A 26,092-nucleotide genomic window follows, 5' to 3' on the forward strand; every position below is an offset into this window, starting at 1 on the left:
TGCTGCCAACCCTGCGGAATTGCGGCAGCGGAGGAACAGGGAGGAGAAGAGCATGTTGAGGAAATCCTTGGCAGGATTGCTCGCGGGCGTGGGCATGACCCTCGCCGGAGCCGCCACAGCGCATGCGGAAGATCTGACGATCTTCTGGGCCGAATGGGACCCGGCCAATTACCTTCAGGAACTGGTGAACGAATATGCCGCCGAATCCGGCGACACGATCACGGTCGAGACCACGCCCTGGTCCGACTTCCAGACCAAGGCCTTCACCGAATTCAACGCCAAGGGTGACGCCTACGACATGGTGGTGGGCGACAGCCAATGGCTCGGCGCGGGCTCGACCGGCGGGCACTATGTCGACCTGACCGAGTTCTTCAAGAAGAACAAGCTCGACGAGGTCATGGCACCGGCGACGGTCAAGTACTACGCCGAATATCCCGGCAATAGCGGCAAGTACTGGGCCGTGCCGCTCGAGGGCGACGCCGTCGGCTGGGCCTATCGCAAGGACTGGTTCGAGGATCCGAAGGAGAAGGAGGCGTTCAAGGCCAAATATGGCTACGAACTCGACGTTCCCAAGGATTTCAAGCAGCTGCGCGACATCGCCGAGTTCTTCTATCGGCCGGACGAGAAGCGCTACGGCATCGCGATCTATACCCAGACCACCTATGACGCGCTCGCCATGGGCTTCGAGAACGCGCTGTTCTCCTATGGCGGCGAGCTCGGCGACTACACGACCTACAAGGTGAAGGACATCATCAATTCACCGGTCGCGATCGAGGCGCTCGAGGCCTACAAGGAGCTCTACAAGTTCACGCCGCCGAACTGGGGCAACACCTTCTTCCAGGAAGACAATCAGGCCATCACCGAGGGCCTGGCGGCGATGAGCATGAACTATTTCGCCTTCTTCCCCTCGCTCCTGAACGAGGCGACCAATCCGAACGCCAAGGTCACGGGCTTCTTCGCCAATCCGGCCGGACCGCGCGGCGACCAGTTCGCGGCACTCGGCGGCCAGGGCATCTCGATCGTTTCTTATTCGAAGAAGCAGGATGCGTCGATGAAGTTCCTGGAATGGTTCATCAAGGATTCGACCCAGAAGCGCTGGGCCGAGCTTGGTGGCTACACGGCGAGCCAGGCGGTGCTGAAGTCGCCCGAATTCCAGAACGCCACGCCCTATAACAAGGCCTTCTACGAGACCATGTTCAAGGTGAAGGACTTCTGGGCGGTGCCGGAATATGCGGAGCTCCTGACCCAGCTCAACAACCGGCTCGGACCCTATGTCGTCGGCGACAAGGGCACCGCGAAGGAAGCGCTCGACGGCCTCGCGGACGACTGGACCGCGACCTTCACGAAATACGGCCGCTACACCAACTGACGATACGCACAGGTCCGGGCGCCGCGGCGCCCGGATCGCCTTCGCTCTGTCGGAAGGCTTCCTCGCGAAGCGCCGGCTGCCGACCTGTTCCGTCATCCCCGCGAAAGCGGGGACCCATCCAGCCTGAGGCGGCCGCGCGATCGGTGCTCCGGCTGGATGGATCCCGGGTCTCCGCTTCGCTGCGCCCGGGATGACGGAGGGTGGCGAGGGGCGGTCAGGAGAACGGCCGCGATCATCGAAGAATCGCGCCGCAACCAAAAGAATGTCGTCTTCTCGGGAGGAGCCATCCGTGGCAACTGCAGTCATGACCAGGCTGGATCCGCAGTCACGCGCCGCGGCGCGCGGATGGAGCGATCTGTCGATCCGCAATCTCTTCATCCTGCCGACGATCGCCTTCCTGATCGTCTTCAACATCTTTCCGCTGATCTATTCGCTCGGCTATTCCTTCACCGATTATCGCGCATCGACCAATGCGCCGGCGAATTTCATCGGACTTGCCAATTATCGCGACCTGCTGAACGACGATTTCATCTGGAACAACTTCATCGTGACGGCGAAATACGTGCTTGTCTCGGTGTCGGGGCAGGTGATCGTCGGCTTCGGCATCGCGCTGCTTCTGAACCGCGCCATTCCCTTCAAGGGCCTGATCACCACGCTGCTCCTGCTGCCGATGATGATGTCGATGGCGGTGGTGGGCCTGTTCTGGAAACTGCTCTACGATCCGTCCTGGGGCATCATCAACTATGTGTTCCGCCTCGGCGATTTCGCCTGGCTGTCGAACCGCGATGCGGCGCTCTATGCGGTCGCCATTACCGATATCTGGATGTGGTCGCCCTTCGTGATGCTGCTTTCGCTCGCCGGCCTCTCCGCCGTGCCGAAGCATCTCTATGAGGCTGCCGCGATCGACCGCGCCGGCACATGGTACACCTTCACGCGGATCACGCTGCCGCTGGTCGCCCCGATCCTGCTGATCGCGATCATCTTCCGCACCATGGAAGCGTTCAAGACCTTCGACCTCGCCTACATCATGTCGAGCCAGGACACGACCGAGCTGATCTCGATCAAGCTCTACAAGATGGCGTTTCAGGAATGGCAGACCGGAAAGTCTTCCGCGCTCGCCTATATCGTCCTGATCATGGTGCTGGCGATCACCAACATCTACGTGAAATACCTGAACCGCGTGAAGGAGCGCTGAGATGGCCGCCGTCAAATCATCCGGCGCGCTCGTCGGCAACCGCCTCGCGATCACCGCCATACTGGTGATCACCATCGTCTTCCTTGCACCGATCTACTGGATCGCCTCCACCGCCTTCAAGCCGCGGGCGCTCGCGACCACCGTGCCGCCGACCGTGTTCTTCCAGCCCGAGATCACACCCTTCATCAAGCTGTTCGTGAAGCGCGTGCAATTGACCAAGCCGGTCGATCCGGCCGTCTATGAGGCGGCGCCCTGGTGGGAGAAGCGCATCTTCGACAATGGCGAGCGCGTGCTCCGCACCGGGCCGAATGTGCAGCTTTCGGCCTATCCGAGCCGCTTCATGAACAGCCTGATCATCGCCATCACCTCCACGGTGCTGGCGGTGGGAATGGGCACGTTCACCGCCTATGGCTTTTCGCGCTTCAAGATCAAGGGCGAGCAGGACCTGCTCTTCTTCATCCTCTCGACGCGCATGCTGCCGCCCGTCGTGGTCGCGATCCCGATGTTCCTGATGTATCGCGCCGTCGGCATGACCGACACGCATATCGGCCTCATCGTTCTCTATACCGCCTTCAACCTCTCCTTCTCGGTCTGGCTCATGAAAGGGTTCATGGACGAGATCCCGAAGGAATATGAGGAGGCGGCGCTGGTCGATGGCTATACGCGCATGCAGGCCTTCTTCAAGATCGTGCTGCCCGAGGCCGCGACCGGCATCGCCGCCACCGCCGTGTTCTGCTTCATCACGGCGTGGAACGAATATGCCTTCGCGCTGATCATGACCAACCGCCGCGCCCAGACGGCGCCGCCCTTCATTCCCTCGCAGCTCGGCTCCGGCGTCATCGACTGGACCGTCATCGCGGCCGGAACCTTCCTGTTCCTGCTGCCCGTCGCGATCTTCACCTTCGCGCTCCGTGGACACCTCCTGCGTGGTGTCACCTTCGGCGCGATCCGCAAATAGGGGGAGGGCAGCATGACGCTTCAGCGCCTCAGCGCCCGCTATATCGAACCGATCTCCATCGCGCTGATGGTGATCGGCATCATCGCCCTCTGCCAGCCCTGGCACAGGGGCCTGCACAGCTATGGCGCGACCATCACGCTGGTCGGGCTGATCGGCTTCTCGGTCTTTTCCCGCTTCAGTCCCGGCGCGGCGAAGGAGTAGCCCCATGGCAGAGATCGTGCTCCGCGACGTGCAGAAATATTTCGGCGCCGTCCACATCATCAAGGACCTGAACCTCACCATCGCCGACCGCGAATTCGTCGTGCTGCTCGGACCATCGGGCTGCGGCAAGACGACGACGCTCCGGGCGATCGCGGGGCTCGAGGAGATCAGCTCCGGCGAGATCCTGATCGACGGCAGGCCGGTCCATGACCTCGAGGCCTCCAACCGCGACATCGCCTTCGTCTTCCAGCTCTACGCGCTCTATCCGCATCTGACCGTGTTCGAGAACATCGCCTTTCCGCTCCGCGCCACCGGCGAGAAGCGGTCCGAGGTCGAGAAACAGGTGCGCGAGGTCGCCCGCGCGCTCGATATCGTGCATCTGCTCAAGAAGCGGCCCTCCGCGCTTTCCGGCGGCGACATGCAGCGCGTCGCCATCGGGCGGGCGCTGGTCCGCCGGCCGAAGGCGATCCTGATGGACGAGCCGATCGGCGCGCTCGACGCCAAGCTGCGCGAGGACATGCGCACCGAGCTGAAGCGTCTCCACATCGAGAACAAGGCGACTTCGGTCTATGTCACGCATGACCAGGTCGAGGCGATGTCGCTCGCCGACCGCATCGTCGTCATGAATGAGGGCATCCTGCAGCAGGTCGGGACGCCGACCGACGTCTACCAGAATCCGGCCAATCTCTTCGTGGCGCAGTTCATCGGCAGCCCCGTCATGAACATCGCCAAGGCGACGCTGGCGACCGAAGGCGAGCGTTCGGCGCTGGTGCTGGGCGAGAACGGCGACGCCTTCCCCATGCCGGCGGAGCTGAAAGGCCGCCTGACCGCGCGGGGCGGTCCCTTCGGCGATCTCAAGATCGGCATCCGCCCCGAGGGGGTGCTCGTCGCGCATGAGGCGGGGGAAGGCTTCGTGCCGCTCGAGGCGCATCTGATCGAGCCGCTCGGCGCCTATGACATCGTCGATCTCAAGGTCGGCGGCTCGTTCCTGCGCGCACGCACGCGCTCCGGCTTCGTGTCCGGGCCGGGCGAGCGTGTCTTCGCCCGGCTCGACGAGACGCAGACGCATTTCTTCGACACCAAATCGGGGCAATCGCTCCAGATCCGGCTGGGAGCGTGAGGAAACCGACATGGCCCATGTGAAGCTCTCCCGCATCACCAAGACCTTCGGCGCGCATACGGCACTGCGCGATCTCGACCTCGAGATCCGGGACGGCGAGTTCTTCGTGCTGCTCGGGCCGACCGGCGCCGGCAAGACGACAACGCTCAGGCTGATCGCCGGCCTCGACAAGCCGACCTCCGGCCGTGTCGAGATCGGCGGCGTCGATGTCGGCGAATGGGGCGCGGCCGAGCGCGACGTCGCGCTGGTGCTGCAGCAATATTCGCTCTATCCCCGCTATACGGTGCGGCAGAACCTCGAATTCCCGCTGAAATCGAATGTTCGCCGTCTGCCGCAGTCCGAGATCAACGACCGCGTCGCCCGCGCGGCCAAGACGCTGCGCATCGAGCATCTGCTCGATCGCAAGGTCGACCGGCTCTCGGGTGGCGAGATGCAGCGTGTCTCGATCGGCCGCGCCATCGTGCGCTCGCCGCGCATCTTCCTGATGGACGAGCCGCTTTCGAACCTCGACGCCAAACTGCGCGAGGCGCTTCGGTCCGAGCTCAAGGACCTGCAGATGAAGCTCGGCGCAACCTTCCTGTTCGTGACGCACGACCAGATCGAGGCGATGTCGATGGGCGACCAGGTGGGCGTGCTCAATGGCGGCAAGCTCGTCCAGGTCGGCACACCCTATGAGATCTACCATCATCCGCGCGACATCTTCGTCGCCGGCTTCGTCGGCTCGCCGGCGATGAACCTCGTCGATGCCGAGATCGACGACCGCCGCATCCGCATCCCGTCCGCCCGGCTCGACCTGCCGCTCGACGCGCGCGGCGACGGGCGGCTCGGCCATGTCCGTGGCCCGGTAACGCTCGGCATGCGCGCGGAAGATATCCACGTCGATCCGAGCGGCCCGATCGAGGCGCGGATCTACGGCGTGGAAAATCACGGCGTCGAGAAGATCGTGACGCTCAAGACGGGCGAACTGATCTTCAAGGCGACGACCTCGGCCGCGACGCCGACAGAAATCGACGCCCCGCTGCGCCTCGCCTGGGACCAGGGCCGCATGCACGCCTTCGACCGCGCAACCGGCACCAGCGTCTCCGAACGCGCGGCAAGGCTGCCGGAACTGGCTTAGGACGCACGCGCCTGACGGCATCGGAAGAGATTTCGATCCTGCTGGCTCGGGGTCTGGGACGCTGACAGAGCGATGACGGAAAGAGGGCCCGATCTCGTCTGAACGACCCGCGGGGCGTGTCGTCGCGCCAAGCCTTGCCTGTACAGCGTGGGGCTGCGGCCGGCTTGGAGCGATGGCGATCTCGACTGCAACGAAGGAACAGCAGTGGTCGCACCTGCCGGCCGCTGGCTTCGGCATGGGAGTCATTGGACTGCCCGCACCTTCATCACGAAGCGCTTCGCACAAGCTCCGGATCACATGCCGCCATCCCCGGTGCAGAACTCTGGGCATTGGGGTGGCTATATCTCGGTGTGCGATCCGGCGTTTCCGGTGCCGCCTTGAGAAGCGAAATGCAAGCTCGGCAACCGGGCGACAACGTTGGAGCCGGATCACATCGGCTTCTTCGGTCTGCCGAGGCCTGCCAGTGTGAGTGGTATCGCCGATGTATGAGTTTGCAATTCAACAATTAATAGTTGATCGGATTGATTGATTCTTGTCAAAGACATCCCACAATCTGCAACTCAAGGACGATTTTCTACTCCTGTTCTTGTTCGGATCGGCAATTAAGGATTGCTTTTCCTGTCATTGCATACTAATTGGAGTAGGGGCGGGATTTTGTTAACCATTGGCGTTAGTCAACTTGGTGGTCGCAACGCAAGATGCTCTTGATTCTGTTTCCGTCGCTGAAGTGGCCCCTCTTCTGGCTTGGGGAACGCGAGGCTGTTGATCAGGACCTTTCGTTCAGGCGGAACGTCTGGGTCGGCGCGGTGCTGATAAGCGTCCTCGCCTGGATCGGAATCATCTGGAGCGTCATCGCGTTCTTCAGCTGATAGCCGGTGATCTGGTCCGACTGAGCGGCCCCGAACCGGGAGCGGTCGGTCGCTTGGTGATCAGCCGGCCAAGCCGACGCGCTTTCTGAAGTCCTGGTCGCGAATGTCGATCTCGCGTCCTGCCAGATCGTCGGCCTCCTCAGTGCAGAGATAGGCGATTGCGCGGGCCGGATCTGCCGGGTTCGCCAGTGATTCACGCGGCAGCCGGCTCACCGGATTGATGCCCGATGCGCGGATTTCCGCCTGCATGCCCGTATCAACCACTCCCGGCGCGAAGCCGAAGGAGCGGATGCCGCGTCCGCCATATTCAAGCGCGATCGAGCGGGTCAGCATGGCGAGGCCGGCCTTGGCGGCACAATAGGCGCTCCAGCCTTCGAGCGGCTGATGCGCGGCGCCGGAGGAGAGATTGACGATCCGGCCGCCGCTCCGCCTCAGCATGCCCGGCAGCACGGCGCGCGTGACCGCCGCGGCGCCGACCAGCGTCGTCGATATGTTCGCCGCCCATGCGGCGGGATCGGTCTCGTGCAGCAGACCGATCGGCTGGACCATCCCCGCATTGTTGACGAGGATCGTGACCGGGCCGAGAGCAGCCTCGACGCTGGCGATGGCCTGCTCGACCGACGCCTGATCGGCGACATCGCAGGCAACGGCATGCGCGCTCCCGCCGATCTGCCGCGCGATCGCTTCCGCGTCGGCCAGATGCCGTGCCGACACCGCAACGCGGTAGCCCCGGCCTGCGAGATGCAGGGCGGTTGCAGCGCCGATGCCGCGCGCCGCGCCCGTTACGAGGACGATCTCTCCATCCGACATGATCAATCCATGTGCCATTGCAGCGGCAGCAGGAAGGGAAAGCCCGTCCGCTCGTCGCTCTCGATTTTCATGATCGGCGCCATCGAGGCGCCCCAGCGCGCATTGACCGGGTCATCCTTCAGGATGGCGATGGTCTTTTGCAGATCGTCGGTCTCGAAATAGCCGATGAGCTTCAGGCCGAGGCGGAAGATCGAATAGTTGCGGATGCCGGCGGCCTTGAGCGCCTCGGTCATCTCCGGCCAGATTTCGTCGTGACGCTGTTTGTATTCGTCCTCATAGCCCGGTCGGACTTCCAGCACCCAAGCATAATGTCCCATGGTCGCTCCTCAGGCGAGATAATCGTGAACGATGCGGCCGGGCACGAGCGTGAAATCGGCACGCCAATGCATGCCGTCCAGCATGTCGACCACGGGCAGGCGATGGATCGGCGCCTGCGCGTTCGGGCGAAGCTCGACGGTACACGGGCCGCTCCAGCATTCGTGCACTACGACCTCGGCCAGTCGCCGCGCCGTCAGCTGGCGGATCGCCGGGCGGGCGTCGATATGGTCCACGACCTTCAGGTTGATGTTCTCGGCAAAGTCGAAATGGCGCGTCAGGCTTGCCAGCGTATCGCGGCGCTGCTTGTAGGGCAGGGTGCCCGTCAGAATGTCGATGCCATTGCGGGCGACCGTTCCGACCACCAGATCGCCGCGCATCTCGAGCTTCGGTTCGCCGAGCTTCTTGGGCTGGCCGTGCATTTCGCGGCCATGCACGACGCCGACATCGGAAGAAAGGAACAGATAGGGCGAATAGGAGCCCTCGACCACGCCGGGCAGGCGGCAGCCGATCGATACATTGCTCTCGCCATAGGGGCCGAGCCACTCCGTATCGTTCATCTTGTAGACATGGGCGAGGACGATGTCGCTCGTCGGCTCCAGTGGCGGCGGCAGAAGGCGGGCAACCGCTTCCTCCGTGGTGCGCCACACCAGAGTCAGCACCTCGACATTGCGGAATGTGAAGGGGAAGGGCGGCACCGTCGGCGCATCCCAAGGCGTCGAGAAGCCGGGCGAGAGGATGTCATCGATCGTCAGGCGGTCGAGCCCGCCATTCCGCAGATCCTTGCTCATGCCGTCGGCTCCTTGGCGAAGCGCGCCTCCTTGGGCGGCGCCACGCCATAGCCGACGAAACCGCCGGTCACATTGATCAGTTCGCCCGTGACGAAGGAGGCCCCCGGCGAGACGACGTAGGAAACGGCGGCCGCGACATCGGCCGGCCGGCACCAGCGCCCGACCGGAATGGTCTTCAGGACCTGTGCTTCGAAGGCCTCCCAGCTGAGGCCGAGCTTTTCCGCCTTCTCGCGAAACTGCTTCTCCATGCCCGTGCCCGGCCCGACATGGCCTGGCGCGACGCCATTGACGGTGACGCCATAGGCCGCTAGTTCGACGGCGAGGCACTGGGTCAGGCCCCAGAGCGCGTTCTTCGAGGCGATGTAGGCGCTCGAATAGGGATTGCCGAAATTGAGCCGGGTGATGATGTTGACGATGCGGCCACGCTCGGCCGCCATCATGGCGCGCGCCGCGGCGCGGCAGGCGAGAAACGGTCCGCGCGTATTGACGCGCTGGATGCGGTCCCATTCCTCGGGCGTCGTATCGACGACAAGCTTCTGCAGATGGATGCCTGCCGCATTGACGAGCGCGTCCAGGCGGCCATGGCGCGCGAGCACACCCTCGAAAGCGGCCTCGACCGAGGCCTCGTCGGTAATGTCGAGGCCCACGGCCTCGCCACCGATTTCGGCGGCGACCGTTCCGGCCTTCGCCATGTCATGGTCGGCGGCGATGACGTGGAAGCCATCGGCCGCGAGGCGGCGCGCGATCTCCGCGCCGATGCCGCCGGCCCCGCCCGTCACGAGCGCAATGGCGCGGTCCGTCATGAAAGCCACTCCCAAACAAGGTCCCTGAGGTCGATCGTCTCGGTCAGCACGTCGTCGTGCAGCCCGTCCATATAGTCCTGATGCACATATTCGAGCGTCAGATAGCCGTCATAGCCGGCCGCCCGCAGCGTCCCGAGCATGGCGCCCATATTGATGGTGCCGAGCGAAAGCTTGCTTTGCAGCACGCCCGGCCGCGCCTGCCGCAGATGCACATGGGCGGCATGCGGCGCGAGGACGTCGATTTCCTCCTGCCGATAGCCGAGGCAGACGAAGTGGGCATAGTCGAGCGTCAGCTTCAGTCCCGGCACGCGGTCGAGCAGGTCGAGCACGAGTGTCGGCGTCTCGATATAGGAATGGACATGCGGCTCGATGGTGAGCGTGATGCCGCCGTCGCCGGCAATGTCGACGAGATGGCGGAGGCTCTCGGCCGAAGCGGCGAGCGCATCGGCGCGGTTCTGCCCGCGATTGATCACGCCCGGCAGCACGAACACCGTAGGCACGCCGGCCTGCTTGGCGAAGCGGACGACCTGGCGGAAATCGGCTTCATTGGCGGCGCGATGCGTGGGGTCGGCCAGGTTCCGGTCGGCCAGGTTGTCGCCGAACAGATGATAGAGGTTCGGCAATTCGACGCCGAGGCCGAGCACCTTGTCCGCGACGCGCTGCGGATCGGCGACCAGCGCCGCCTTGTCGAGCGCCGGGCGAAAGAAATAGCCGAGGTCGAGCGCGCCAATGCCGAGCACGGAGGAGAGCCCGGCGGCCTCCTTGAGCGTGCAGCCGCGCAGCGACCATGAGGCGAGCGAGAGCTTCATCACCGGTCAGACCTTCTCCATGCGGCCGCTGGCGGCCGAACGGTACATGGCATCGAGCACCTCGACCGCCCGCATGCCGACAAGGCCGGGGGAGGGATTGGGCGGGGTGCGGCCCAGGCAATAATCGACCAGCAATCCCACCGGCCGGGTGCAGCTATAGGCGCCATCGCCGGGCTGCATCGGGACGATGACATCCGTGCCGTCGCGGCGGCTCACCTCCAGCCGCTCGCGCTCGATATCGAGCAGCAGCATGCCTTCGGTTCCGAAGATGCGCAGGTCGATCTGGAAGCTGCGATGCTTCGGGACCGTGGACGCGCCGGAGAGCGACGCAGTCGCGCCATTGGCGAAGCGCACGACGGCCGCGTCGTAATAATCGACACCGGCTGGCGAACGGCCGACCGCCGCGAAGACTTCGGCCGGATCCAGATCGGCGATCTTGAACAGCAGCCCGAGCGCATGGACAAGCTGGCCCCAGCCATAGCCACCGGCCCGTTTCGGATCGGCCCAGGTGGAGGCCGGCGGGCGGAACATCGCCCCTTCCGTCTCCTTCATCGGCTGGCCGGCCATCAGGTCGTCGAGCGCCGAAGCCATCTGCAGCACGACATGCTCGACCCGGCCGATCCTGCCCTCGACAATGAGCTCGGCCGCGCGATCGCTGTAATCCTTGAAGTTCCAGCCATAGGGCACGATCACTTCGCGCCCATGGGCCTTGGCCTCGGCGACGATGTCGCGGGCGTCCGAGGCCGTGGTCGCGAGCGGCTTTTCGACCAGCACGTGACAGCCGGAGCGGATCGCGGCGATCGCATGCTCATGATGCAGGACATGCGGGGAGGCGATGATGACGCCGTCGAGCTCGACGGCCCCGAGCATCTCGCGATAGTCCTCGAAGCCATGCGGAATGTCGAAGCGGGCCTGCAATTGCGCGAGTTCGTCGGCGCCCAGCCGGTTGACCGCGACGAGTTCGCAATCGGGATTGCTCTTCAGGAGCGGAATGTGGTTTTCGACTGCCCACCAGCCGGCGCCGATAATGCCGATCCGTGCGGGTCTCATGGCTTCATTTCCATAGCGGCAACCGTCGATTGATGAACATTGGCCATGTGGCGGATCATGCCTTCCTGCGCCGCGTCGGGATCGCGCGCCGCGAGCGCCGACACGATGATCTCGTGATCGGCAAAGGACTGAGACAGGACGCCCGGTGTCTCCGCCGCGATCCGCCTATATTCCATGCCGAGCACGTAGAGCGAGGTCGAGACACGCACGAGGAACGGATTGCCCGTCGCTTCGGAGATGGTGCGGTGAAACTCGACATCCGAGACACGAAAGCCGATCGGGTCGGCGAGCAGGTCGCGCTGCACGATCAGCAGGTTCTTCAGCCGGTCAATATCGGCATCGGAAATCCGCTCCGCCGCCATGCGGCCGATGGCGCCGTCGATCAGGCGGCGCGACTCGTAGAGCGCGTTGACGTTCTCTTCGTTGAGGGTGATCAGAAGCTGCAGCGGGCCGAGCAGGTCGGAGGCCTCGAGCGAGGTGACATAGATGCCGCCACCCTGCCGCACCTTGAGCACGCCCAGGATCTGGAGCCCGCGCAGCGCCTCCCTGACACTCGGGCGGCTGACCTGCATCAAGGTCGCGAGCTCGCGCTCGGGCGGGAGCTGGTCACCCGGCTTCAGATTCTTGGTCCGCACCAGGTCGAGCAACTTCTTGGCCACCTGCTCGGCGACGGAACTGCGTTCGATGGGTGCGAAATCCGATGAGCTCACGTCCGATATCCTTCTCGCCCCATTCAATTATTCGCCCAGGGCGCGGGTGCGGATCTGGTCGAGGCTGACAGCCAGCATGAGCACGACGCCGCGTGTGACGTCCTGCCAGAAGCTCGATACGTTGAGAAGGGTAAGGCCGTTATTGAGCGTGCCGAGGATCAGCACGGCAACCAGCGTGCCCCAGACGCTGCCCCGGCCGCCATTGAGGCTCGTGCCGCCCAGGATGATCGCGGCGATCACGGTGAGGAGTTGCGCGCCGGCAGCGTTCGGGCCGGCGGCACCCAGCATGGCGCCGAGCACCGTGCCGGCGATCGCGCCGGAGACGGCCGATATCACATAGAGGCTGATCAGCGTCTTCTCGAGCGGGATGCCGATCAGGCGCGCCGCTTCGGCGTTGCCGCCGGCGGCATAGATGAAGCGGCCGAAGCGCATGCGCGTCATCACCACCCAGAGGACGAGGAACATCGCCATCATCAGGATGAACGGGACGGGAACGCCGAAGACGCGCCCCGCGCCGATCCAGTTGAAGCCCGGGACGCTCAGCGGACGGGTCAGGCCGCCGGTGAGCACCAGCGCGATGCCGGAAATGATGCTCATCATGCCGAGCGTCACGATCAGCGGGTTGAGCCGGAGGCGCGTCGTGAACAGGCCGTTGATGACACCGATGATGGCGGCGACGACGAGCGCGATCGCAACGGCAATCCAGATCGGGATGCCGGCCGTGTAGAGCATCGAAATCACGACGCCCGTCAGCCCAGCGATCGCGGCGACCGAGAGATCGAGCCCGCCGGCGATGATGAGCGGCGTCCCGGCTGCTGCCATCAGGCCGATATAGGCGACGTTGCCGCCGATCTGCAGCATGTTCCTGAGCGTCATGAAGAAGGGCGACAGCACGGAAAAGATCAGGACGAGCAACAGATAGAACACGCCGAGCATGGCGACGCCGGACCAAGGCCGCCCAAAGAGCGCGGCCATGCGCTGCCTGGTGCTGGTGGCGGGGGAGGTATCGAGAGCACGGGCCATCAGTTGAAATCCCTCAGGCTGCCGAAAAGGCAGGATCATTGCCGGTTGCGGCCATCAGCTCGGCCGGCTTGGCGCCGCGCGTGAACTGGCCGACGATGCGTCCGCGGTCGAGCACGAGGGAGCGGTCGCTGACGCCCGCCACCTCCTCGACATCGGAGGAAAGGATGAGGACGGCATAGCCGCGATTGGCGAGCTCGCGCAGCTTGCCGTAGATCTCGCGCCGCGCGCCGACATCGACGCCGCGGGTCGGCTCCTCCAGGATCAGGAGCTTGACGCCCTCGACGAGCCAGCGTGCGATGCAAACCTTCTGCTGGTTGCCGCCGGAGAGCGTGCGGAGCGTCTGCTCGGGCCCACGCGTGCGGATGCCGAGATCCTCGATCCAGCGTTTGGCGTGGCGCGATTCATCGCTTTGCGAGACGAAAAGGCCGCGCTCGAAACGCTCCTGGAAGGAGAGGGCGATGTTCTCGCGCACGGTCAGATCGGCGATGATGCCTTCCTTCTTGCGCTCTGCGGCGACGAAGCCGATGCCGGCGAGCTTGCCGGCGCGCGCCGAGCGCGGCCTGTAGACCTGCCCGCCGAGGCGAACCTCCGAACCCTTGACCGGTCCGAGCGCGCCATAGAGCGCGCGGCCCAGCACCTCAACGCCCGAGCCGACGAGGCCGAATATGCCGAGGATCTCGCCCTGGCGGACGGTGAAACCGACCTCCTCGATCTTGCCGGGAATGGAGAGGCGGTCGACATGCAGGATTTCTTCGCCGGCCGCGATCGATGCGCCGACGTCATAAAGGTCGTCGACCGTGTTGCCGAGCATGGCGGCGAGCACATCGGCGCGGCTGGTCCGGGCGGTCGCGAAATTGCCGGCATTGCGGCCATCGCGCAGCACGACGATGCGGTCCGAGATTTCGAAGACCTCGTTCAGATAATGCGAGATGTAGATGACGGAGACCTGGCTCGCCTGCAGGCGGCGGATGATCTTGAAGATCATCTTGGCTTCCTGCTCGGTCAACGCGGCCGTCGGCTCGTCCATGACGAGGATGCGCGCCTTGCCGGCGAGCGCGCGCGCGATCTCCACGATGCGCTGCTCCGCCACTGGCAGGTTCTTGACCAGTTCGTCCGGCGCGATGCTGGGAAAACCGAGCTGGTCGAGAAGTTCGCGCGAACGCCGCCGCATTGCATCGCCATCGACCTGGTTGAGGCCGAACCTGCGCCGTATCGGCATGTCGCCGAGGAAGATGTTCTCCGCAACCGTCATGTCCGGCATGACGGAAATTTCCTGCGGCAGGAGCTTCACGCCGGCAGCGACCGCTTCGCTCGGCGAGCCGAACACGACCTCCTCGCCGTCGATCCGGATCGAGCCCGCGTCGCGATTATAGAGGCCGGTCAATATCTTCATCAGGGTGGACTTGCCGGCGCCGTTGGAGCCGAGCAGCGCAACCACTTCGCCCGGGTCGACGGTCAGGTCGACATCGGCGAGGACGGGAACATTGCCGAAAGACTTGCCGATGCCATGCATACCGAGGCGCGGAATCGTGGTCGCCATCAGTCTCACCTTGAGAATTCGGGAAATGGTCCGGCGGGACCTTGCTGTCCCGCCGGCTCGTCGAATGCCGATCAGTTGGTCGGGATCAGGTTCTGGTAATCGGCGAGATCGGGCAGCTTGCGGATCTCGGCCAGATGCTGCTCGAACGCGGGCTGCGGGAACTCGAACTTGATCGGATCCTTGCCTTCGGTGCAGGCAAACTTGTCATAGAACTTGCAGATATTGTCCTTTGTTACCATGACGTGGTTCACGAGGACGGTGTCCGGCACCGACTTGCCGGCGAGTTCCATCAGCGCGAGCGGGATCAGGTAGTTGCCATAGCGCTCGGGGAAGTAGCCGACCGATGCGACGAAGCTGGGCTCGTCGACCATGGTCTGGAGTTCGTCGGCGCCCATGCCCACCACGATCAGGTCAGCCTCGCGGCCGGCCTGCTTCACGGCGCGCATCATGCCGGTGGCAGCCTGGTCGTTGATCGCCGTCACCATGATCGGCGCGCCATCGGGAATACGGCCGATGACGTTGTTCATCTGGGTGAAGCTCTCTTCGAGCGTGTTCTTGGTGTCGATCTTGATGATGTGATCGGCCGGGAAGCCCGGTACGGCGGCTTCGAAGCCGGCAACCTGGCCACCGGTACGCATGGCCGGGATCGCGCCCGACTGCGGCAGTTCGCCGACGACGAAATAGCCGGTCTTGACCTTGTCGGCACCGAACTTGGCGATTGCGGCCTGACCGAGATAGGCGCCGCCCATGAAGCCGGAGCGGGGATTGTTGGCGCCGAAGAAGGTCGCGCCCGGCATCGGAATGTCGATCGCGACGACCTTGGTGCTGGCGTCGTTCATCTTCTGCATGATCGTGGCGCCGAAATTGGCGTCGGTCTGGAATTCGATCACATAGTCCACCTGCCGCTGCAGGAAGCTCTCGGCATTGGCGAGCGCGGTCGCGCCGTCGAGGCGGTTGTCGGCGACCTGCATCTCGACGCCGGCAGCCTTGGCGTTGTCGAGAATGCCGTTCTCGACCTTGAGGCAGAACGACACGTCGCGCTGCAGATTGGCGAAGCCGATGACGAGGTCCTTGCCATTGTTCGGCTTATGGGCGGCCGTGGCGTCGGCGACCATCGCCTTCAACTGATCGGCGCTGAGCATCGCGCCATCGAAATTGGCAGGATCGAAGCCGTGGAAATCCTCGGCATAGGCGGCACTGGCGAGCAAGGCGGTGAGCGCCGCCGCCCCCAGGGCGCGGCGCAGGAATGCGGACGGAATCCGAGCGTTCATTGGCAAATTCTCCTCCCTCAAAGAGCCTTTACAATTGGTAAGGCCAATTTCTTATTGTGTTTAGACTGGCACGACTTTTCCACTGCCGCAAGCGGGTCAGATTAAAAATTGGCCTTACCAATTCGGTTGACGCGACGCGTCCGCTGCGTCTAGCCTTTCGACAAATCGGACCGCGCGGAACAAGCGCGGCGGAGGGAGGACGAGAACGCCATGCAGATGAGCGGCGCCGAATGTTTCGTGCTGCGCTGGCCCGAGCCGAATGATTTCGGCCATGAGCGCATGACGCTGCTGCTGCGCATCGACGGCGCCGCGGGCCTGTCGGGCTGGGGCGAGGCCATCGCCATGTGGCCGGAAGCGATCAAGGCAACTCAGATCCTGATCGAGCAGGGCTTCCTGCCTCTGCTCAGGGATCGCGACATTGGCGATGTCGAAGCCTGCTGGCAGGCGATGAAGGCGCAGAGCTGGTGGTATGGCGAGGGCGGTATCGCCTCGATCGCCATATCGGCGGTCGACATGGCGCTCTGGGATCTGAAGGCGAAGGAAGCCGGCAAGCCGCTGGTCGCGCTATTCGGCGCGGTGCATGAAAGCCTGCCCGCCTGCGCCAGCCTGCACGTCAACCAGGCGACGATCGAGGCGAGCGTCGCCGAGATTTCTGGCCATATCACGGCGGGCTTCAGATCGACCAAGCTCGGCCTCGGCAAGCGTGGCCTCTCGCGGGCCGGTCGCGATCCCGATTACGACGTTGCGCTCGTGGCGGCACTCCGCGCCGCGGTCGGTCCCGATGCGGGCATCATGGTGGATGCCGGCAACGGCACGAAATGGGACGTCGATACCGCGATCCGCACCGTCCGGCGCATGGAGGAACAGGCGATCGCCTGGATCGAGGAGCCGTTCAATCCGATCGACGTTGAGGCCCACAAGGCCCTGGCGGCGGCAATTTCCACGCCGTTGGCCGTTGGCGAGCGCGAATACACGCTGGCCGGTTATCGCCGCTGGCTCGACACGGGCATTGTCGATGTGTTCGGGCTCGACCCGGCGCGCATCGAGGGCGTGACGGGTTTCCGCCGTGCGGCCGCCGCGATCGAGGCCGAGGGCAAGGTCGTCAACGCCCATGCCTGGAGCACGGCCGTGCTGACGGGCGCGAGCCTGCATTTGTCGCTCGCCTCGAAGACAGCCGAACTCTTCGAGTTGAAGCCCCTGCCGGGTCCGATGCAGTTCGATCTCGTCGAGGACCCGTTCTGGCATGTAAACGGCCTCGTTTCCGCGCCTGATCGTCCTGGCCACGGCGCCGAGCCGCGCACCGCCATTCTCGAACGATACCGCCTTTCCTAGGAGCGTCGCCGATGAAGACCATTCTCGCCTATGGCGATTCCAATACATGGGGCGCGGAACCGCAGCCCTATCGCGGCGGCGGTGGGCGTTTCGCGCCGGACAAGCGCTGGCCCGGCATCGTTCGCAAAGCGCTCGGCGCGGACATCATCGTTGCCGAGGAAGGCCTGAACGGCCGCACCACCTGCCTCGATGATCCGGTCGAGGGCGCGCACAAGAACGGCAAGACCTTCCTGCCCGTGGCGCTCGAAACCCATGCGCCGATCGATCTCGTCGTCATCAAGCTCGGCACCAACGATCTGAAGGCGCGGCTTTCCATGCAGGCCGGCGATATTGCCGACGGCGCGGGCAAGCTCGTCGATATGGTGCTGCAATCGGCGGCCGGGCCGGGCGGCCGCGCGCCGGCCGTGCTGCTCGTCGCGCCGGCGCCGCTGTCGAGACTGTCCTGGCTGGCCGAGATGTTCTCCGGCGGCGCCGAGAAATCCCAGAGGCTCGCGGCCGAGTTCGATCGCGTCGCCAAGGCGCGAAGCGTCGCCCTTCTCGATGCCGGATCGATCGTCACCTCGAGCGAGATCGACGGCATTCATCTGGACGAGGAGGGCCAGCGCGTCCTCGGCCTTGCGATCGCGGAGCGCGCTCGCGCGCTGCTCGGTCTCGGCGACTGAAGCCAGAAGGCCGCAAAGGCCCAGCGGGAGCATGCTCATGACGGATCAGAATGTGGGATATGACAGGCTGAAGGTCGGCTTGTTCGGCATCGGACTCGATACTTACTGGCCGCAATTTGCCGGGCTCGAGGACCGGCTGAAGGGCTATGTCGATCGGGTGGCCGACAAGCTCGCCCGGCCGGGCGTCGACGTCGTCAATCTGGGGCTGATCGACAATCCCGAAAAGGCGATGGTGGCGGGGCATCGGTTCCGCGCGGCCGATGTCGACGTGATTTTTCTCTATGTCACGACTTATGCGCTCTCCTCGACGGTGCTGCCGGTCGTGCAGCGTGCCAAGGTTCCCGTCATCATCCTGAACCTGCAGCCGGAAGCGGCGATCGATTACGCGACCTTCAACGCGATGGGCGACAGGACGAAGATGACGGGCGAATGGCTCGCCTATTGCGCCGCCTGTCCCGTCCCCGAGATCGCCAACGTCTTCCGCCGCGCGGGAGTCGATTTTCACCAGGTCACCGGTGTCCTCGACGGTGATCCGATCGTCGAGCGCGAGATCGAGGCCTGGATCGAGGCGGCCCGCGTCGCCCATGTCATGACGCACAACCGGCTCGGCCTGATGGGCCGGTACTATAACGGCATGCTCGACATCTATTCCGACACGACGGCCCAGGTGGCGACCTTTGGCGGCCACCTCGAGATCGTCGAGATCGACGAACTGGCGTCGCTCAGGAAGCTGGTCACCGAAACCGAGACGGCGGAGCGGGTCGCGGCTTTTCAGGCTGAGTTCGCGATCCAGCCCGATTGCGACCCGGCCGAAATCGCCCGCGCCGCGCGCACCTCGGTGGCGCTCGACCGGCTCGTCGAGAAGCACAAGCTCGGTTCACTCGCCTATTATTATGAATCGGTGGCCGATCACGACCACCAGGACGTGATCGCCTCGGTCATCCTCGGCTGTTCCTACCTCACCGCGCGCGGCGTTCCGGTTGCGGGCGAATATGAGGTCAAGAACGCGCAGGCGATGAAGATCATGGATGCCTTCGGCGCCGGCGGGTCCTTCACCGAATATTACGGCATCGATTTCAACGACGACATCGTGCTGATGGGCCATGACGGGCCGGCGCATATTCGCATCGGCGAAGGCAGGACCAAGGTCCGCCCGCTCAAGGTCTATCATGGCAAGGTCGGCGCCGGCGTCAGCGTGGAGATGTCGGTCAAGCACGGCCCGGTCACGCTGCTATCGGTGGTCGAGGATGGCCATGGGCGCATGAAGCTTCTCACCGCGGAGGCCGAGTCGGTGCCTGGCCCGATCCTTGAGATCGGCAACACCAACAGCCGCTATCGCTTCGCGATCGGCGCCCGCGCCTTCGTGGAACGCTGGAACGCCGAGGGGCCCGCGCATCACTGCGCCGTCGGCATCGGCCATATCGCCGACAAGATCGAGAAACTCGGCCATCTGCTCGATCTGCAGACGATCCGGATCGGCTGATCCAAAGGCGCGGAAAGCGCCCGGGAGATTGGCTCCCGGGCGTCCCGCGCCGGTGTCATCCGTCGATCAGTAGGACGACGAATTATCGTCGGACTCGGGATGCGGGTTGAAGGCGCCGATGCCGTGCGAGCCGCTATAGGTGACGCCGACCTGCTGGCCGGGAAGCAGGCCATAGAGAACGGCGCCATTGGAGAACTGGAATGTCTCGCCGGTCTGGAGCTGGAGCATGCCGGTCGCCGGGCTCACACGCAGGACGGTTCCCTCGATCTGGTCGGCAGCGAATGCGGGCGTGACCTGGGCGATCAGGGCCAGCGCGGCAGCCGTCATGAGAAGATTGCGCATTGCTTTTCCCCTATCTGGTTGGAGCCGAAAGGCCATCGTCACCGGATCGGACAAGAGCTCCGTTCAGAGGCCCTCGGGTGATAGTGAGCTGGCGCCGCAGCTTCCGATTGCCAATCACGGATGTGTCATCTGGGGATGACAAGGCGAACGGGTATCGCGGTGGCATTGACGATCGCCCCGGGCTCTGTTCCGATCGTCGCCTGCGCTGCACGCTCTACGATGAAGTCGTCGCGCGCTCGCCTTTTCGTCGATCGAACATTGCTGCGCTAGTCGGATAAATTGAAATGCTTTACCTCTCGCAGTGATGGACGAAATCTTATCGTGTTGCCTGTTCCGCTCGGCCCTGGTCTGCCGACCTCTGATCGATACCGATCGGTGGGCGCTCGCCATGTTGAATGCGGATCGCCAGATTGCGGAGAGATAGAATGAATTTACGAGCCCTGCGGACTCTCGCGACCGCCGGCGCGCTGGTCGCCCTGACGGTCGGCATGCTGCCCGCAAAGGCCGCGACGCCGGCCGACGTCCTTGTCGTGGCGCAGTCCATCGACGATGCGGTGAGCTTCGACCCGGCCGAAGGCTATGAGCTGACGCCGTTCCACACCTTCAACAATGTCTACCAGCGCCTGGTGCAGACCAATCCGACCGACGGCAGCAAGCTCGAGGGCGGTCTCGCCGAGAGCTGGGAGCAGGCAGCGGACGGCAAGAGCATCACCTTCAAGCTGAAGGATGGCGCCAAGTTCGCATCCGGCAATCCGGTCCGTCCGGAGGATGTCGTCTATTCCTTCGTCCGCGCGACCAAGCTCGGCAAGACGCCGGTCTTCATCCTGCAGGAGCTTGGCTGGAAGCCCGAGAATATCGAGAGCCTCGTCTCCAAGGTCGACGACAGCCACGTCAAGGTCGGCTGGGCGGCCGATATCGGCTCCAATTTCGCGCTCGCCATCCTGACCGCGCCGATCGCCTCCGTCGTCGACGAGAAGGAAGTCGCGAGCCACGCCACGGGCGATGATTTCGGCAATGCATGGCTGAAGACGAATTCGGCCGGCAGCGGCCAGTTCTCGATCAAGGCCTACCAGCCGCACGAGGCGCTGGTGCTTGCCGCCAACCCGACTTCGCCGGCCGGCGCGCCGAAGGTGAAGAGCGTCATCTTCAAGAATGTGGCCGACGCCTCCGCCCGCCGCCTGCTGATCGAGCAGGGCGACGCTGATATCGCGCGCGATCTCGGCGCCGACCAGATCGCCTCGCTCGCCGGCAAGCCCGGCATAGTCGTCGAGGCGACGCCCTCGGCGCAGCAGGACTATGTCATCATCAACAGCGCCAACAAGGACGTGCCGGCGCTCGGCAATCCGGCGTTCTGGGAAGCCTCGCGCTATCTCGTCGATTATGACGGCATCGCCAACAAGCTGCTGAAGGGCCAGTACATCGTCCACCAGACCTTCCTGCCGGAAGGCTTCCCGGGCGCGATCTCGGAGAACCCCTTTACGCTCGATCCGGCCAAGGCCAAGGCGATCCTCGAGAAGGCCGGCCTCAAGGACGTCAAATTCAAGCTCACCGTCTCCAACCAGCCGCCCTTCACCGACATCGCGCAGTCGCTGCAGGCAAGCTTCGCGCAGGGTGGCGTGACGCTGGAGATCGAGCCGGTCGTGGCGAGCGAGCTCTATGGCAAGCTGCGTGCGCGCAACTATGAGGCTGCCGCGCTCTACTGGTTCCCGGACTATTTCGACGCGAACTCCAATGCCGCCGCCTTCGCCTATGGCCGTGGCGATGAGGGCCCGCATACGGTTGCCTGGCGCGCCGGCTGGAATATCCCCGAGATCAGCGACCAGACGCACGCCGCCGTTGTCGAGCAGGATCCGGCCAAGCGCGCTGCGCTCTATGGCGAGATCCAGCGCGAAGTGCAGAAGAGCTCGCCGCTCGTCTTCATCCTGCAGGCGAAGGACCAGATCGTGCTGCGCGACAACGTCAAGGGTTATGTCCAGGGCATCAATGCCGACCAGGTCTTCTTCGGTCAGGTCGAGAAGCACTAATTGTCCGACGCGACCGTCCAACCGGACTCCCGCTCTGCTTCCCGCCGGCGCACGCGCCGGCGGGAAGTTCGTTTTGTGCTGGGTTTCATCAACTGGATCGCCTCGCTGCTGATCGGGCTGCTGGCCCTGTTGCTCGTCACCTTCGCTTTCACCCACATTGCGAGCATCGATCCGGTCATCCGCATTGTCGGCGACAAGGCGAGCCAAGCGACCTATGACGCCAAGCGGGCCGAGCTCGGCCTCGACAAGCCGCTGCCGCAACAGTTCCTCGTCTATGCGGGCCAGGTTCTCCGCGGCGATCTGGGCACCTCCTGGTCGACAGGGCAGCCCGTCGCCAGCGATCTCGTCCGCGTCTTCCCCGCCACTTTCGAGCTCGCGACGGTCGCCATCATCATCGGCGGCACGCTCGGCGTCGGCCTCGGCCTGCTCGCCGGCCTCTGGCCGGGCGGATGGCGCGATTCGCTCGTGCGCGTGATCTCGCTGCTCGGCTATTCCGTGCCGATCTTCTGGCTCGGCCTTCTGTCGCTGCTGCTCTTCTATGCCCGGTTGCACTGGTTCGGCGGTCCGGGCCGGCAGGATGTCGCCTTTGAATTCACGACCGAGCGGCGGACCGGCATGGTCCTGATCGATACCTGGCTCTCCGGCGATATGGGCGCGTTTCGCGACGCCATCTCGCATATCGCGCTGCCGGCGCTGGTGCTGGCCTTCTATTCGCTGGCCGGTATTTCGCGCCTGACGCGCACGGCCGTTCTGGAGGAACTGGGCAAGGAATATGTCGTGACGGCCCGCGCCAAGGGCGCCGGGCAGTTCCGGATCATCTTCCGCCATGTCCTGCCCAATATCCGCGCCTCCGTGATCACGGTGGTCGCGCTCTCCTATGCGGTGCTGCTCGAAGGCGCGGTCTTCACCGAGACCGTCTTCGCCTGGCCCGGCATTGGCCGCTACCTGACCATCTCGATGTTCGCCGCCGACGTTCCCGCCATTCTGGGCGGTACGCTCGTCATCGGCGTCTGCTTCATCATCCTGAATACCCTGACCGACCTGATCGTCGGCGGGCTCGATCCGAGGCTGAAGCCATGACGATGACCGCCGTCTCGCCAAGGCGCCTCAGCCTCTGGCAGCTCGCAAGCCGCTCGCCATCGGCGACCGCCGGCGCGACCATCCTGGCGCTGATCCTGTTCGTCGCCGCCTTCGCGCCCTGGCTCGCGCCGTATGATCCCTATCAGCAGGATATCAACATCCGTCTCGCCGCCCCGTCCGCCGCCCATTGGCTCGGCACGGACGGCTTCGGGCGCGATATCCTTTCGCGGCTGATCTACGGCACGCGGCCGACGCTCTTGATCATCTCGTTGGTCGCGGTCGTCATGGCGCCGCTCGGCACGGCCATCGGCATCATCGCCGGCTATTATGGCGGCATCGTCGAGCGCGTGCTGATGCGCTTCACCGATATCGTCATGTCGTTTCCGCGGCTGATCCTCGCCTTCGCCTTCGTCGCGGTGCTCGGCCCGGGTCTCTTGAATGCCGCGCTTGCGCTCGCGCTGACGAGTTGGCCGCCTTATGCGCGGCAGGCGCGCATCCAGACCCGCACCATGCGCAAGAGCGACTATATGGCCGGCGCCGAAATGGTGGGCATTCGCGGGCCGCGCCTGCTGTTCGGCCATGTCCTGCCGATGGTCCTCCCATCCACCATCGTGCGGGTCGCGCTCGATCTCGCCGGCATGGTGCTGATCGCCGCCGGCCTCGGCTTCATCGGCCTCGGCGTGCGGCCGCCGACGGCGGAGTGGGGCACCATGGTCGCAGATGGCACCCCTGTGATCTTCGACCAATGGTGGGTCGCGGCGACGCCGGGCTTCGCGATCCTCATTGCGAGCCTCGCATTCAACCTTCTGGCCGATGGCCTTCGCGATCTCCTGGACCCCCGTCATGGCTGAACCCGCTGCCCCTCCCATCCTGGATGTTGCCGATCTCAAGGTCAGCTTCCCGCGTGAAGGCGCCGGCGATGTGATCGTGCTGCACGGGGTCTCCTTCAAGGTCGGTGTCGAGCGGGTCGCCATCGTTGGCGAATCCGGTTCCGGCAAGACCATGACGGCCCGCGCGATCATGGGGCTCGTGCCGCCGCCCGGCCGCGTCGGCGCGCGCCGGCTCGTGCTTGACGGGATCGATCTCGCCGCTGCCGATGCGCGGAGCTGGAACCGCATCCGTGGCGCGAAGGTCGGCCTCGTGCTGCAGGATCCGCGCTTTGCCTTGAACCCGCTCCACACCGTCGGCCGCCAGGTCGAGGAGCCCTTGTTGCTGCACACGAAGCTGTCGCGGTCCGAGCGGCGCGAACGCGCGCTCGCCATGCTCGCCGCCGTCGGGCTCGACAATCCGCGCGAGGTCTACCGGCTCTATCCGGGCGAGCTTTCCGGCGGCATGGGCCAGCGCGTGATGATCGCGACCATGCTGATCTGCGGCCCGAGGCTGCTGATCGCGGACGAGCCGACCTCGGCGCTCGACCACGACCTGCGCGACCAGATCCTCGCTTTGCTCGCCCGACTGGCGGAGGAGCACGCCATGGGCCTGCTGCTGATCAGCCACGACCTGCAGCAGGTCGCCCAATTCGCCGACAGGGTGCTGGTCATGTATGGCGGGCGGGTCGTCGACGAGCGGCCGGCTTCCGAGCTTTCGCATTCGACCGAACCCTATACGCGTACGCTCTGGTCGTGCCGCCCGTCGGCGGCGACCTATGGCACCCGGCTGCCGACGCTCAATCGCGCGGATCTCGAGGTGCAGGCGTGACGGCGGCGGTAGACGTTCAGCGGCTGGAGGTCTCTTTCGAGCGCGATGGCGGCGACGTCGCCGCCGTGCGCGGCGTCGATTTCACCGTTCGCGCCGGCGAGACCTTCGGCCTTTTCGGCCCGTCCGGCTGCGGAAAATCGACCGTGCTGCGTGTGCTGGCCGGCATCCAGCGCGAATGGTCGGGTCGCGTCTCGGTGTTCGGCACGCCCTATGTGGCGCGCCGGCACCTGACCGGGCAGATCCGCCGCGACGTGCAGATGGTGTTCCAGGACCCTTATGCCTCGCTGCATCCGCGCCACACGATCAGGCGGGCCCTGGTCGAGCCGTTGCAGGTCAATGGCATCCCCGATGCCGAACGCCGCGCCAGCGCCGCGATCGCCGAAGTCGGGCTGCCGCCGGATGTTGCCGGGCGCACGCCGAATGCGCTCTCAGGCGGTCAGCGCCAGCGGGTGGCGATCGCCCGGGCCCTGCTGTTCCGTCCCCGGCTGCTGCTGCTCGACGAGCCGACCTCGGCGCTCGACATGTCGGTGCAGGCGGAAATCCTCAACCTGCTCAATGATCTGCGCGCCGCGCATGCCATGAGCTTCATCCTGGTCAGCCATGACATGGACGTGGTTGCGCATATGTGCGACCGGGCGGCGACGATGCGCAAGGGCGAGATCACGGGCATCCTCGACAGGGCAGGGCTTTCCGCGCTTGCCTAGATCATCTCTGCGTTTCACAACAACGCCGAGATGATCTATCTATTTGATTTGTAACGCTTCCTTAATGCGAACCGGTATCCACTTCGCTCGGAAGCGCTATCAGGCGATCAGTGACCGTTCGTCACGAAGGCCGGGGTGTTCTTCAGCGTATTGCTGACGGTGCAGAGTTCCTCGGCCCGTGCGATCAGCGCCGTCTTGGTCGCCTCGTCGAGTTCGCCCACGATGTCCAGCGTGATGTCGAGCTTGTCGACGCGCGACGGCGCGTCGGCGGCCTTCTCGCCACGGACGGCGGCGTTCACGCTCTCGATCCGGTCGAGCACGCCCATTTCGTGCGCGGCCATGCGCGCGCTCACCACCAGGCAGCCCGCGACGGCTGCATAGAGCAGGTCGATCGGGCTGAAGGCGGGATCCGACGATCCGGAATTCAGCGCCACGGTCCCGCCGGTCGCGCTGGTGACACTTGCCGGCCCATGCCGTCCGATGACCGCGCTGGCGCCCGTCGGCCGCACCTTGACGTTAACCACTCACATTCTCCATGCCTTGCGCCGCAACAGGCGGCGAGCCCGAAGATAGGCATTGGCGGTCGATCGGGACAGGGGGCACGGCCTCGCCCGGGAAACATGGACGGCCCGGCACGCAATGTCGGGCATGGTCGCGGCGATCGGTTCGGGCGAATATATTGCGCCGGCTTATTATATAGTCCGACCGTCTCTTGTGTTGGGGTGGCCGGATACCATCGACCTTGACTTCACTACTTTTGCGTGCAAATAATTCTGTTAGTGTTCCAAGTCTCAATTGCCGCGAATACATTTATGC

Annotated in this window: 26 protein-coding genes; 14 read left to right on the forward strand and 12 right to left on the reverse strand. The window is 64.7% G+C overall.

Annotation, left to right across the window (positions count from 1 at the left end; all coding sequences use genetic code 11):
• Positions 1-55: 55 nt before the first annotated feature.
• The 6 genes from QO014_RS14930 (at position 56) to QO014_RS14955 (ending at position 5,960) form a co-directional block, all read left to right on the forward strand.
• Complete coding sequence (locus QO014_RS14930; protein ID WP_266349926.1) at positions 56-1,369, forward strand: ABC transporter substrate-binding protein; 1,314 nt, start codon at positions 56-58, stop codon at positions 1,367-1,369.
• 289 nt (positions 1,370-1,658) lie between these two features.
• A complete protein-coding gene (locus QO014_RS14935; RefSeq protein ID WP_266349521.1) occupies positions 1,659-2,564 on the forward strand; it encodes a carbohydrate ABC transporter permease in 906 nt (301 codons plus the stop codon).
• 1 nt (position 2,565) lies between these two features.
• Entirely contained in the window at positions 2,566-3,522 is a 957-nt protein-coding gene (locus tag QO014_RS14940; RefSeq protein WP_266349522.1) for a carbohydrate ABC transporter permease, read from the forward strand.
• Between the two features lie 12 nt (positions 3,523-3,534).
• Complete coding sequence (locus tag QO014_RS14945) at positions 3,535-3,723, forward strand: hypothetical protein (RefSeq protein WP_266349523.1); 189 nt, start codon at positions 3,535-3,537, stop codon at positions 3,721-3,723.
• A 4-nt stretch (positions 3,724-3,727) separates the two neighbouring features.
• Entirely contained in the window at positions 3,728-4,843 is a 1,116-nt protein-coding gene (locus QO014_RS14950) for an ABC transporter ATP-binding protein (RefSeq protein WP_266349524.1), read from the forward strand.
• Positions 4,844-4,853: 10 nt separating this feature from the next.
• A complete protein-coding gene (locus QO014_RS14955; RefSeq protein WP_266349525.1) occupies positions 4,854-5,960 on the forward strand; it encodes an ABC transporter ATP-binding protein in 1,107 nt (368 codons plus the stop codon).
• A 929-nt stretch (positions 5,961-6,889) separates the two neighbouring features.
• On the opposite strand, the gene QO014_RS14960 is transcribed toward QO014_RS14955, so the two are convergent.
• From QO014_RS14960 to QO014_RS15005, 10 genes are all read right to left on the reverse strand, one after another.
• Positions 6,890-7,639 carry an SDR family NAD(P)-dependent oxidoreductase gene (locus tag QO014_RS14960; RefSeq protein WP_266349526.1) on the reverse strand — a complete coding sequence of 250 codons (750 nt, stop codon included), beginning with the start codon at positions 7,637-7,639 and terminating at the stop codon, positions 6,890-6,892.
• 2 nt (positions 7,640-7,641) lie between these two features.
• Positions 7,642-7,956 carry an L-rhamnose mutarotase gene (locus tag QO014_RS14965; RefSeq protein ID WP_266349527.1) on the reverse strand — a complete coding sequence of 105 codons (315 nt, stop codon included), beginning with the start codon at positions 7,954-7,956 and terminating at the stop codon, positions 7,642-7,644.
• A gap of 9 nt (positions 7,957-7,965) precedes the next feature.
• A complete protein-coding gene (locus QO014_RS14970; protein WP_266349528.1) occupies positions 7,966-8,745 on the reverse strand; it encodes an acetoacetate decarboxylase family protein in 780 nt (259 codons plus the stop codon).
• Positions 8,742-9,548 carry an SDR family NAD(P)-dependent oxidoreductase gene (locus QO014_RS14975; RefSeq protein WP_266349529.1) on the reverse strand — a complete coding sequence of 269 codons (807 nt, stop codon included), beginning with the start codon at positions 9,546-9,548 and terminating at the stop codon, positions 8,742-8,744. The genes QO014_RS14970 and QO014_RS14975 overlap by 4 nt, the downstream gene beginning before the upstream one ends.
• The gene (locus tag QO014_RS14980) at positions 9,545-10,357 is read right to left on the reverse strand and encodes a sugar phosphate isomerase/epimerase family protein (protein ID WP_266349927.1); all 813 of its coding nucleotides are present in this window, start codon (positions 10,355-10,357) and stop codon (positions 9,545-9,547) included. Before QO014_RS14980 ends, QO014_RS14975 begins: the two co-directional genes overlap by 4 nt.
• A 6-nt stretch (positions 10,358-10,363) precedes the next feature.
• Complete coding sequence (locus QO014_RS14985) at positions 10,364-11,407, reverse strand: Gfo/Idh/MocA family protein (RefSeq protein ID WP_266349530.1); 1,044 nt, start codon at positions 11,405-11,407, stop codon at positions 10,364-10,366.
• Positions 11,404-12,117: a FadR/GntR family transcriptional regulator gene (locus QO014_RS14990; RefSeq protein ID WP_266349531.1), complete on the reverse strand. Its 714-nt coding sequence runs from the start codon at positions 12,115-12,117 to the stop codon at positions 11,404-11,406. The genes QO014_RS14985 and QO014_RS14990 overlap by 4 nt, the downstream gene beginning before the upstream one ends.
• 27 nt (positions 12,118-12,144) lie before the next feature.
• Positions 12,145-13,140 carry an ABC transporter permease gene (locus QO014_RS14995; RefSeq protein WP_266349532.1) on the reverse strand — a complete coding sequence of 332 codons (996 nt, stop codon included), beginning with the start codon at positions 13,138-13,140 and terminating at the stop codon, positions 12,145-12,147.
• A 13-nt stretch (positions 13,141-13,153) separates the two neighbouring features.
• The gene (locus QO014_RS15000) at positions 13,154-14,680 is read right to left on the reverse strand and encodes a sugar ABC transporter ATP-binding protein (RefSeq protein WP_266349533.1); all 1,527 of its coding nucleotides are present in this window, start codon (positions 14,678-14,680) and stop codon (positions 13,154-13,156) included.
• 71 nt (positions 14,681-14,751) lie between these two features.
• Positions 14,752-15,951 carry a sugar ABC transporter substrate-binding protein gene (locus QO014_RS15005; RefSeq protein WP_266349534.1) on the reverse strand — a complete coding sequence of 400 codons (1,200 nt, stop codon included), beginning with the start codon at positions 15,949-15,951 and terminating at the stop codon, positions 14,752-14,754.
• 210 nt (positions 15,952-16,161) lie between these two features.
• Between QO014_RS15005 and QO014_RS15010 the strand changes: the two genes are divergently transcribed.
• The 3 genes from QO014_RS15010 to QO014_RS15020 are packed head-to-tail and all read left to right on the forward strand — an operon-like array spanning position 16,162 to position 19,428.
• A complete protein-coding gene (locus QO014_RS15010; protein WP_266349535.1) occupies positions 16,162-17,283 on the forward strand; it encodes a mandelate racemase/muconate lactonizing enzyme family protein in 1,122 nt (373 codons plus the stop codon).
• Between the two features lie 11 nt (positions 17,284-17,294).
• A complete protein-coding gene (locus QO014_RS15015; protein ID WP_266349536.1) occupies positions 17,295-17,945 on the forward strand; it encodes an SGNH/GDSL hydrolase family protein in 651 nt (216 codons plus the stop codon).
• A 37-nt stretch (positions 17,946-17,982) separates the two neighbouring features.
• Entirely contained in the window at positions 17,983-19,428 is a 1,446-nt protein-coding gene (locus QO014_RS15020) for an arabinose isomerase (RefSeq protein ID WP_266349537.1), read from the forward strand.
• 66 nt (positions 19,429-19,494) lie between these two features.
• Here the strand turns inward: QO014_RS15020 and QO014_RS15025 are convergent, their stop codons facing one another.
• On the reverse strand, positions 19,495-19,770 hold the full coding sequence (locus QO014_RS15025) for a hypothetical protein (RefSeq protein WP_266349538.1): 276 nt from the start codon (positions 19,768-19,770) through the stop codon (positions 19,495-19,497).
• A gap of 425 nt (positions 19,771-20,195) precedes the next feature.
• On the opposite strand from QO014_RS15025, the gene QO014_RS15030 reads away from it, so the two are divergent.
• The 5 genes from QO014_RS15030 (at position 20,196) to QO014_RS15050 (ending at position 25,276) form a co-directional block, all read left to right on the forward strand.
• The gene (locus tag QO014_RS15030) at positions 20,196-21,794 is read left to right on the forward strand and encodes an ABC transporter substrate-binding protein (RefSeq protein ID WP_266349539.1); all 1,599 of its coding nucleotides are present in this window, start codon (positions 20,196-20,198) and stop codon (positions 21,792-21,794) included.
• A 75-nt stretch (positions 21,795-21,869) separates the two neighbouring features.
• On the forward strand, positions 21,870-22,874 hold the full coding sequence (locus QO014_RS15035; RefSeq protein WP_266349540.1) for an ABC transporter permease: 1,005 nt from the start codon (positions 21,870-21,872) through the stop codon (positions 22,872-22,874).
• Positions 22,871-23,725, forward strand: a complete 855-nt coding sequence (locus QO014_RS15040) for an ABC transporter permease (RefSeq protein ID WP_370877151.1) — start codon at positions 22,871-22,873, stop codon at positions 23,723-23,725. The genes QO014_RS15035 and QO014_RS15040 overlap by 4 nt, the downstream gene beginning before the upstream one ends.
• Positions 23,718-24,572: an ABC transporter ATP-binding protein gene (locus QO014_RS15045; protein ID WP_266349541.1), complete on the forward strand. Its 855-nt coding sequence runs from the start codon at positions 23,718-23,720 to the stop codon at positions 24,570-24,572. The genes QO014_RS15040 and QO014_RS15045 overlap by 8 nt, the downstream gene beginning before the upstream one ends.
• Complete coding sequence (locus QO014_RS15050) at positions 24,569-25,276, forward strand: ABC transporter ATP-binding protein (RefSeq protein ID WP_266349542.1); 708 nt, start codon at positions 24,569-24,571, stop codon at positions 25,274-25,276. The genes QO014_RS15045 and QO014_RS15050 overlap by 4 nt, the downstream gene beginning before the upstream one ends.
• Positions 25,277-25,383: 107 nt before the next feature.
• Here QO014_RS15050 and QO014_RS15055 read toward each other — a convergent pair whose 3' ends face one another.
• Positions 25,384-25,800 carry an OsmC family protein gene (locus QO014_RS15055; RefSeq protein WP_266349543.1) on the reverse strand — a complete coding sequence of 139 codons (417 nt, stop codon included), beginning with the start codon at positions 25,798-25,800 and terminating at the stop codon, positions 25,384-25,386.
• Between the last annotated feature and the right edge of the window lie 292 nt (positions 25,801-26,092).

The sequence above is a fragment of the Kaistia dalseonensis genome, assembly GCF_030814715.1.
In the GTDB taxonomy this organism is placed as follows: domain Bacteria; phylum Pseudomonadota; class Alphaproteobacteria; order Rhizobiales; family Kaistiaceae; genus Kaistia; species Kaistia dalseonensis.

Coding starts and splice junctions, on each gene's coding strand:
- QO014_RS15005 (WP_266349534.1), bottom strand. CDS start 15,951: ATGAACGCTCGGATTCCGTCCGCATTCCTGCGCCGCGCCCTGGGGGCG.
- QO014_RS15000 (WP_266349533.1), bottom strand. CDS start 14,680: ATGGCGACCACGATTCCGCGCCTCGGTATGCATGGCATCGGCAAGTCT.
- QO014_RS14965 (WP_266349527.1), bottom strand. CDS start 7,956: ATGGGACATTATGCTTGGGTGCTGGAAGTCCGACCGGGCTATGAGGAC.
- QO014_RS14980 (WP_266349927.1), bottom strand. CDS start 10,357: ATGAAGCTCTCGCTCGCCTCATGGTCGCTGCGCGGCTGCACGCTCAAG.
- QO014_RS15045 (WP_266349541.1), top strand. CDS start 23,718: ATGGCTGAACCCGCTGCCCCTCCCATCCTGGATGTTGCCGATCTCAAG.
- QO014_RS14970 (WP_266349528.1), bottom strand. CDS start 8,745: ATGAGCAAGGATCTGCGGAATGGCGGGCTCGACCGCCTGACGATCGAT.
- QO014_RS15015 (WP_266349536.1), top strand. CDS start 17,295: ATGAAGACCATTCTCGCCTATGGCGATTCCAATACATGGGGCGCGGAA.
- QO014_RS14985 (WP_266349530.1), bottom strand. CDS start 11,407: ATGAGACCCGCACGGATCGGCATTATCGGCGCCGGCTGGTGGGCAGTC.
- QO014_RS14955 (WP_266349525.1), top strand. CDS start 4,854: ATGGCCCATGTGAAGCTCTCCCGCATCACCAAGACCTTCGGCGCGCAT.
- QO014_RS14960 (WP_266349526.1), bottom strand. CDS start 7,639: ATGTCGGATGGAGAGATCGTCCTCGTAACGGGCGCGGCGCGCGGCATC.
- QO014_RS14945 (WP_266349523.1), top strand. CDS start 3,535: ATGACGCTTCAGCGCCTCAGCGCCCGCTATATCGAACCGATCTCCATC.
- QO014_RS14975 (WP_266349529.1), bottom strand. CDS start 9,548: ATGACGGACCGCGCCATTGCGCTCGTGACGGGCGGGGCCGGCGGCATC.
- QO014_RS14995 (WP_266349532.1), bottom strand. CDS start 13,140: ATGGCCCGTGCTCTCGATACCTCCCCCGCCACCAGCACCAGGCAGCGC.
- QO014_RS15030 (WP_266349539.1), top strand. CDS start 20,196: ATGAATTTACGAGCCCTGCGGACTCTCGCGACCGCCGGCGCGCTGGTC.
- QO014_RS15040 (WP_370877151.1), top strand. CDS start 22,871: ATGACGATGACCGCCGTCTCGCCAAGGCGCCTCAGCCTCTGGCAGCTC.
- QO014_RS15020 (WP_266349537.1), top strand. CDS start 17,983: ATGACGGATCAGAATGTGGGATATGACAGGCTGAAGGTCGGCTTGTTC.
- QO014_RS14950 (WP_266349524.1), top strand. CDS start 3,728: ATGGCAGAGATCGTGCTCCGCGACGTGCAGAAATATTTCGGCGCCGTC.
- QO014_RS15025 (WP_266349538.1), bottom strand. CDS start 19,770: ATGCGCAATCTTCTCATGACGGCTGCCGCGCTGGCCCTGATCGCCCAG.
- QO014_RS14940 (WP_266349522.1), top strand. CDS start 2,566: ATGGCCGCCGTCAAATCATCCGGCGCGCTCGTCGGCAACCGCCTCGCG.
- QO014_RS15010 (WP_266349535.1), top strand. CDS start 16,162: ATGCAGATGAGCGGCGCCGAATGTTTCGTGCTGCGCTGGCCCGAGCCG.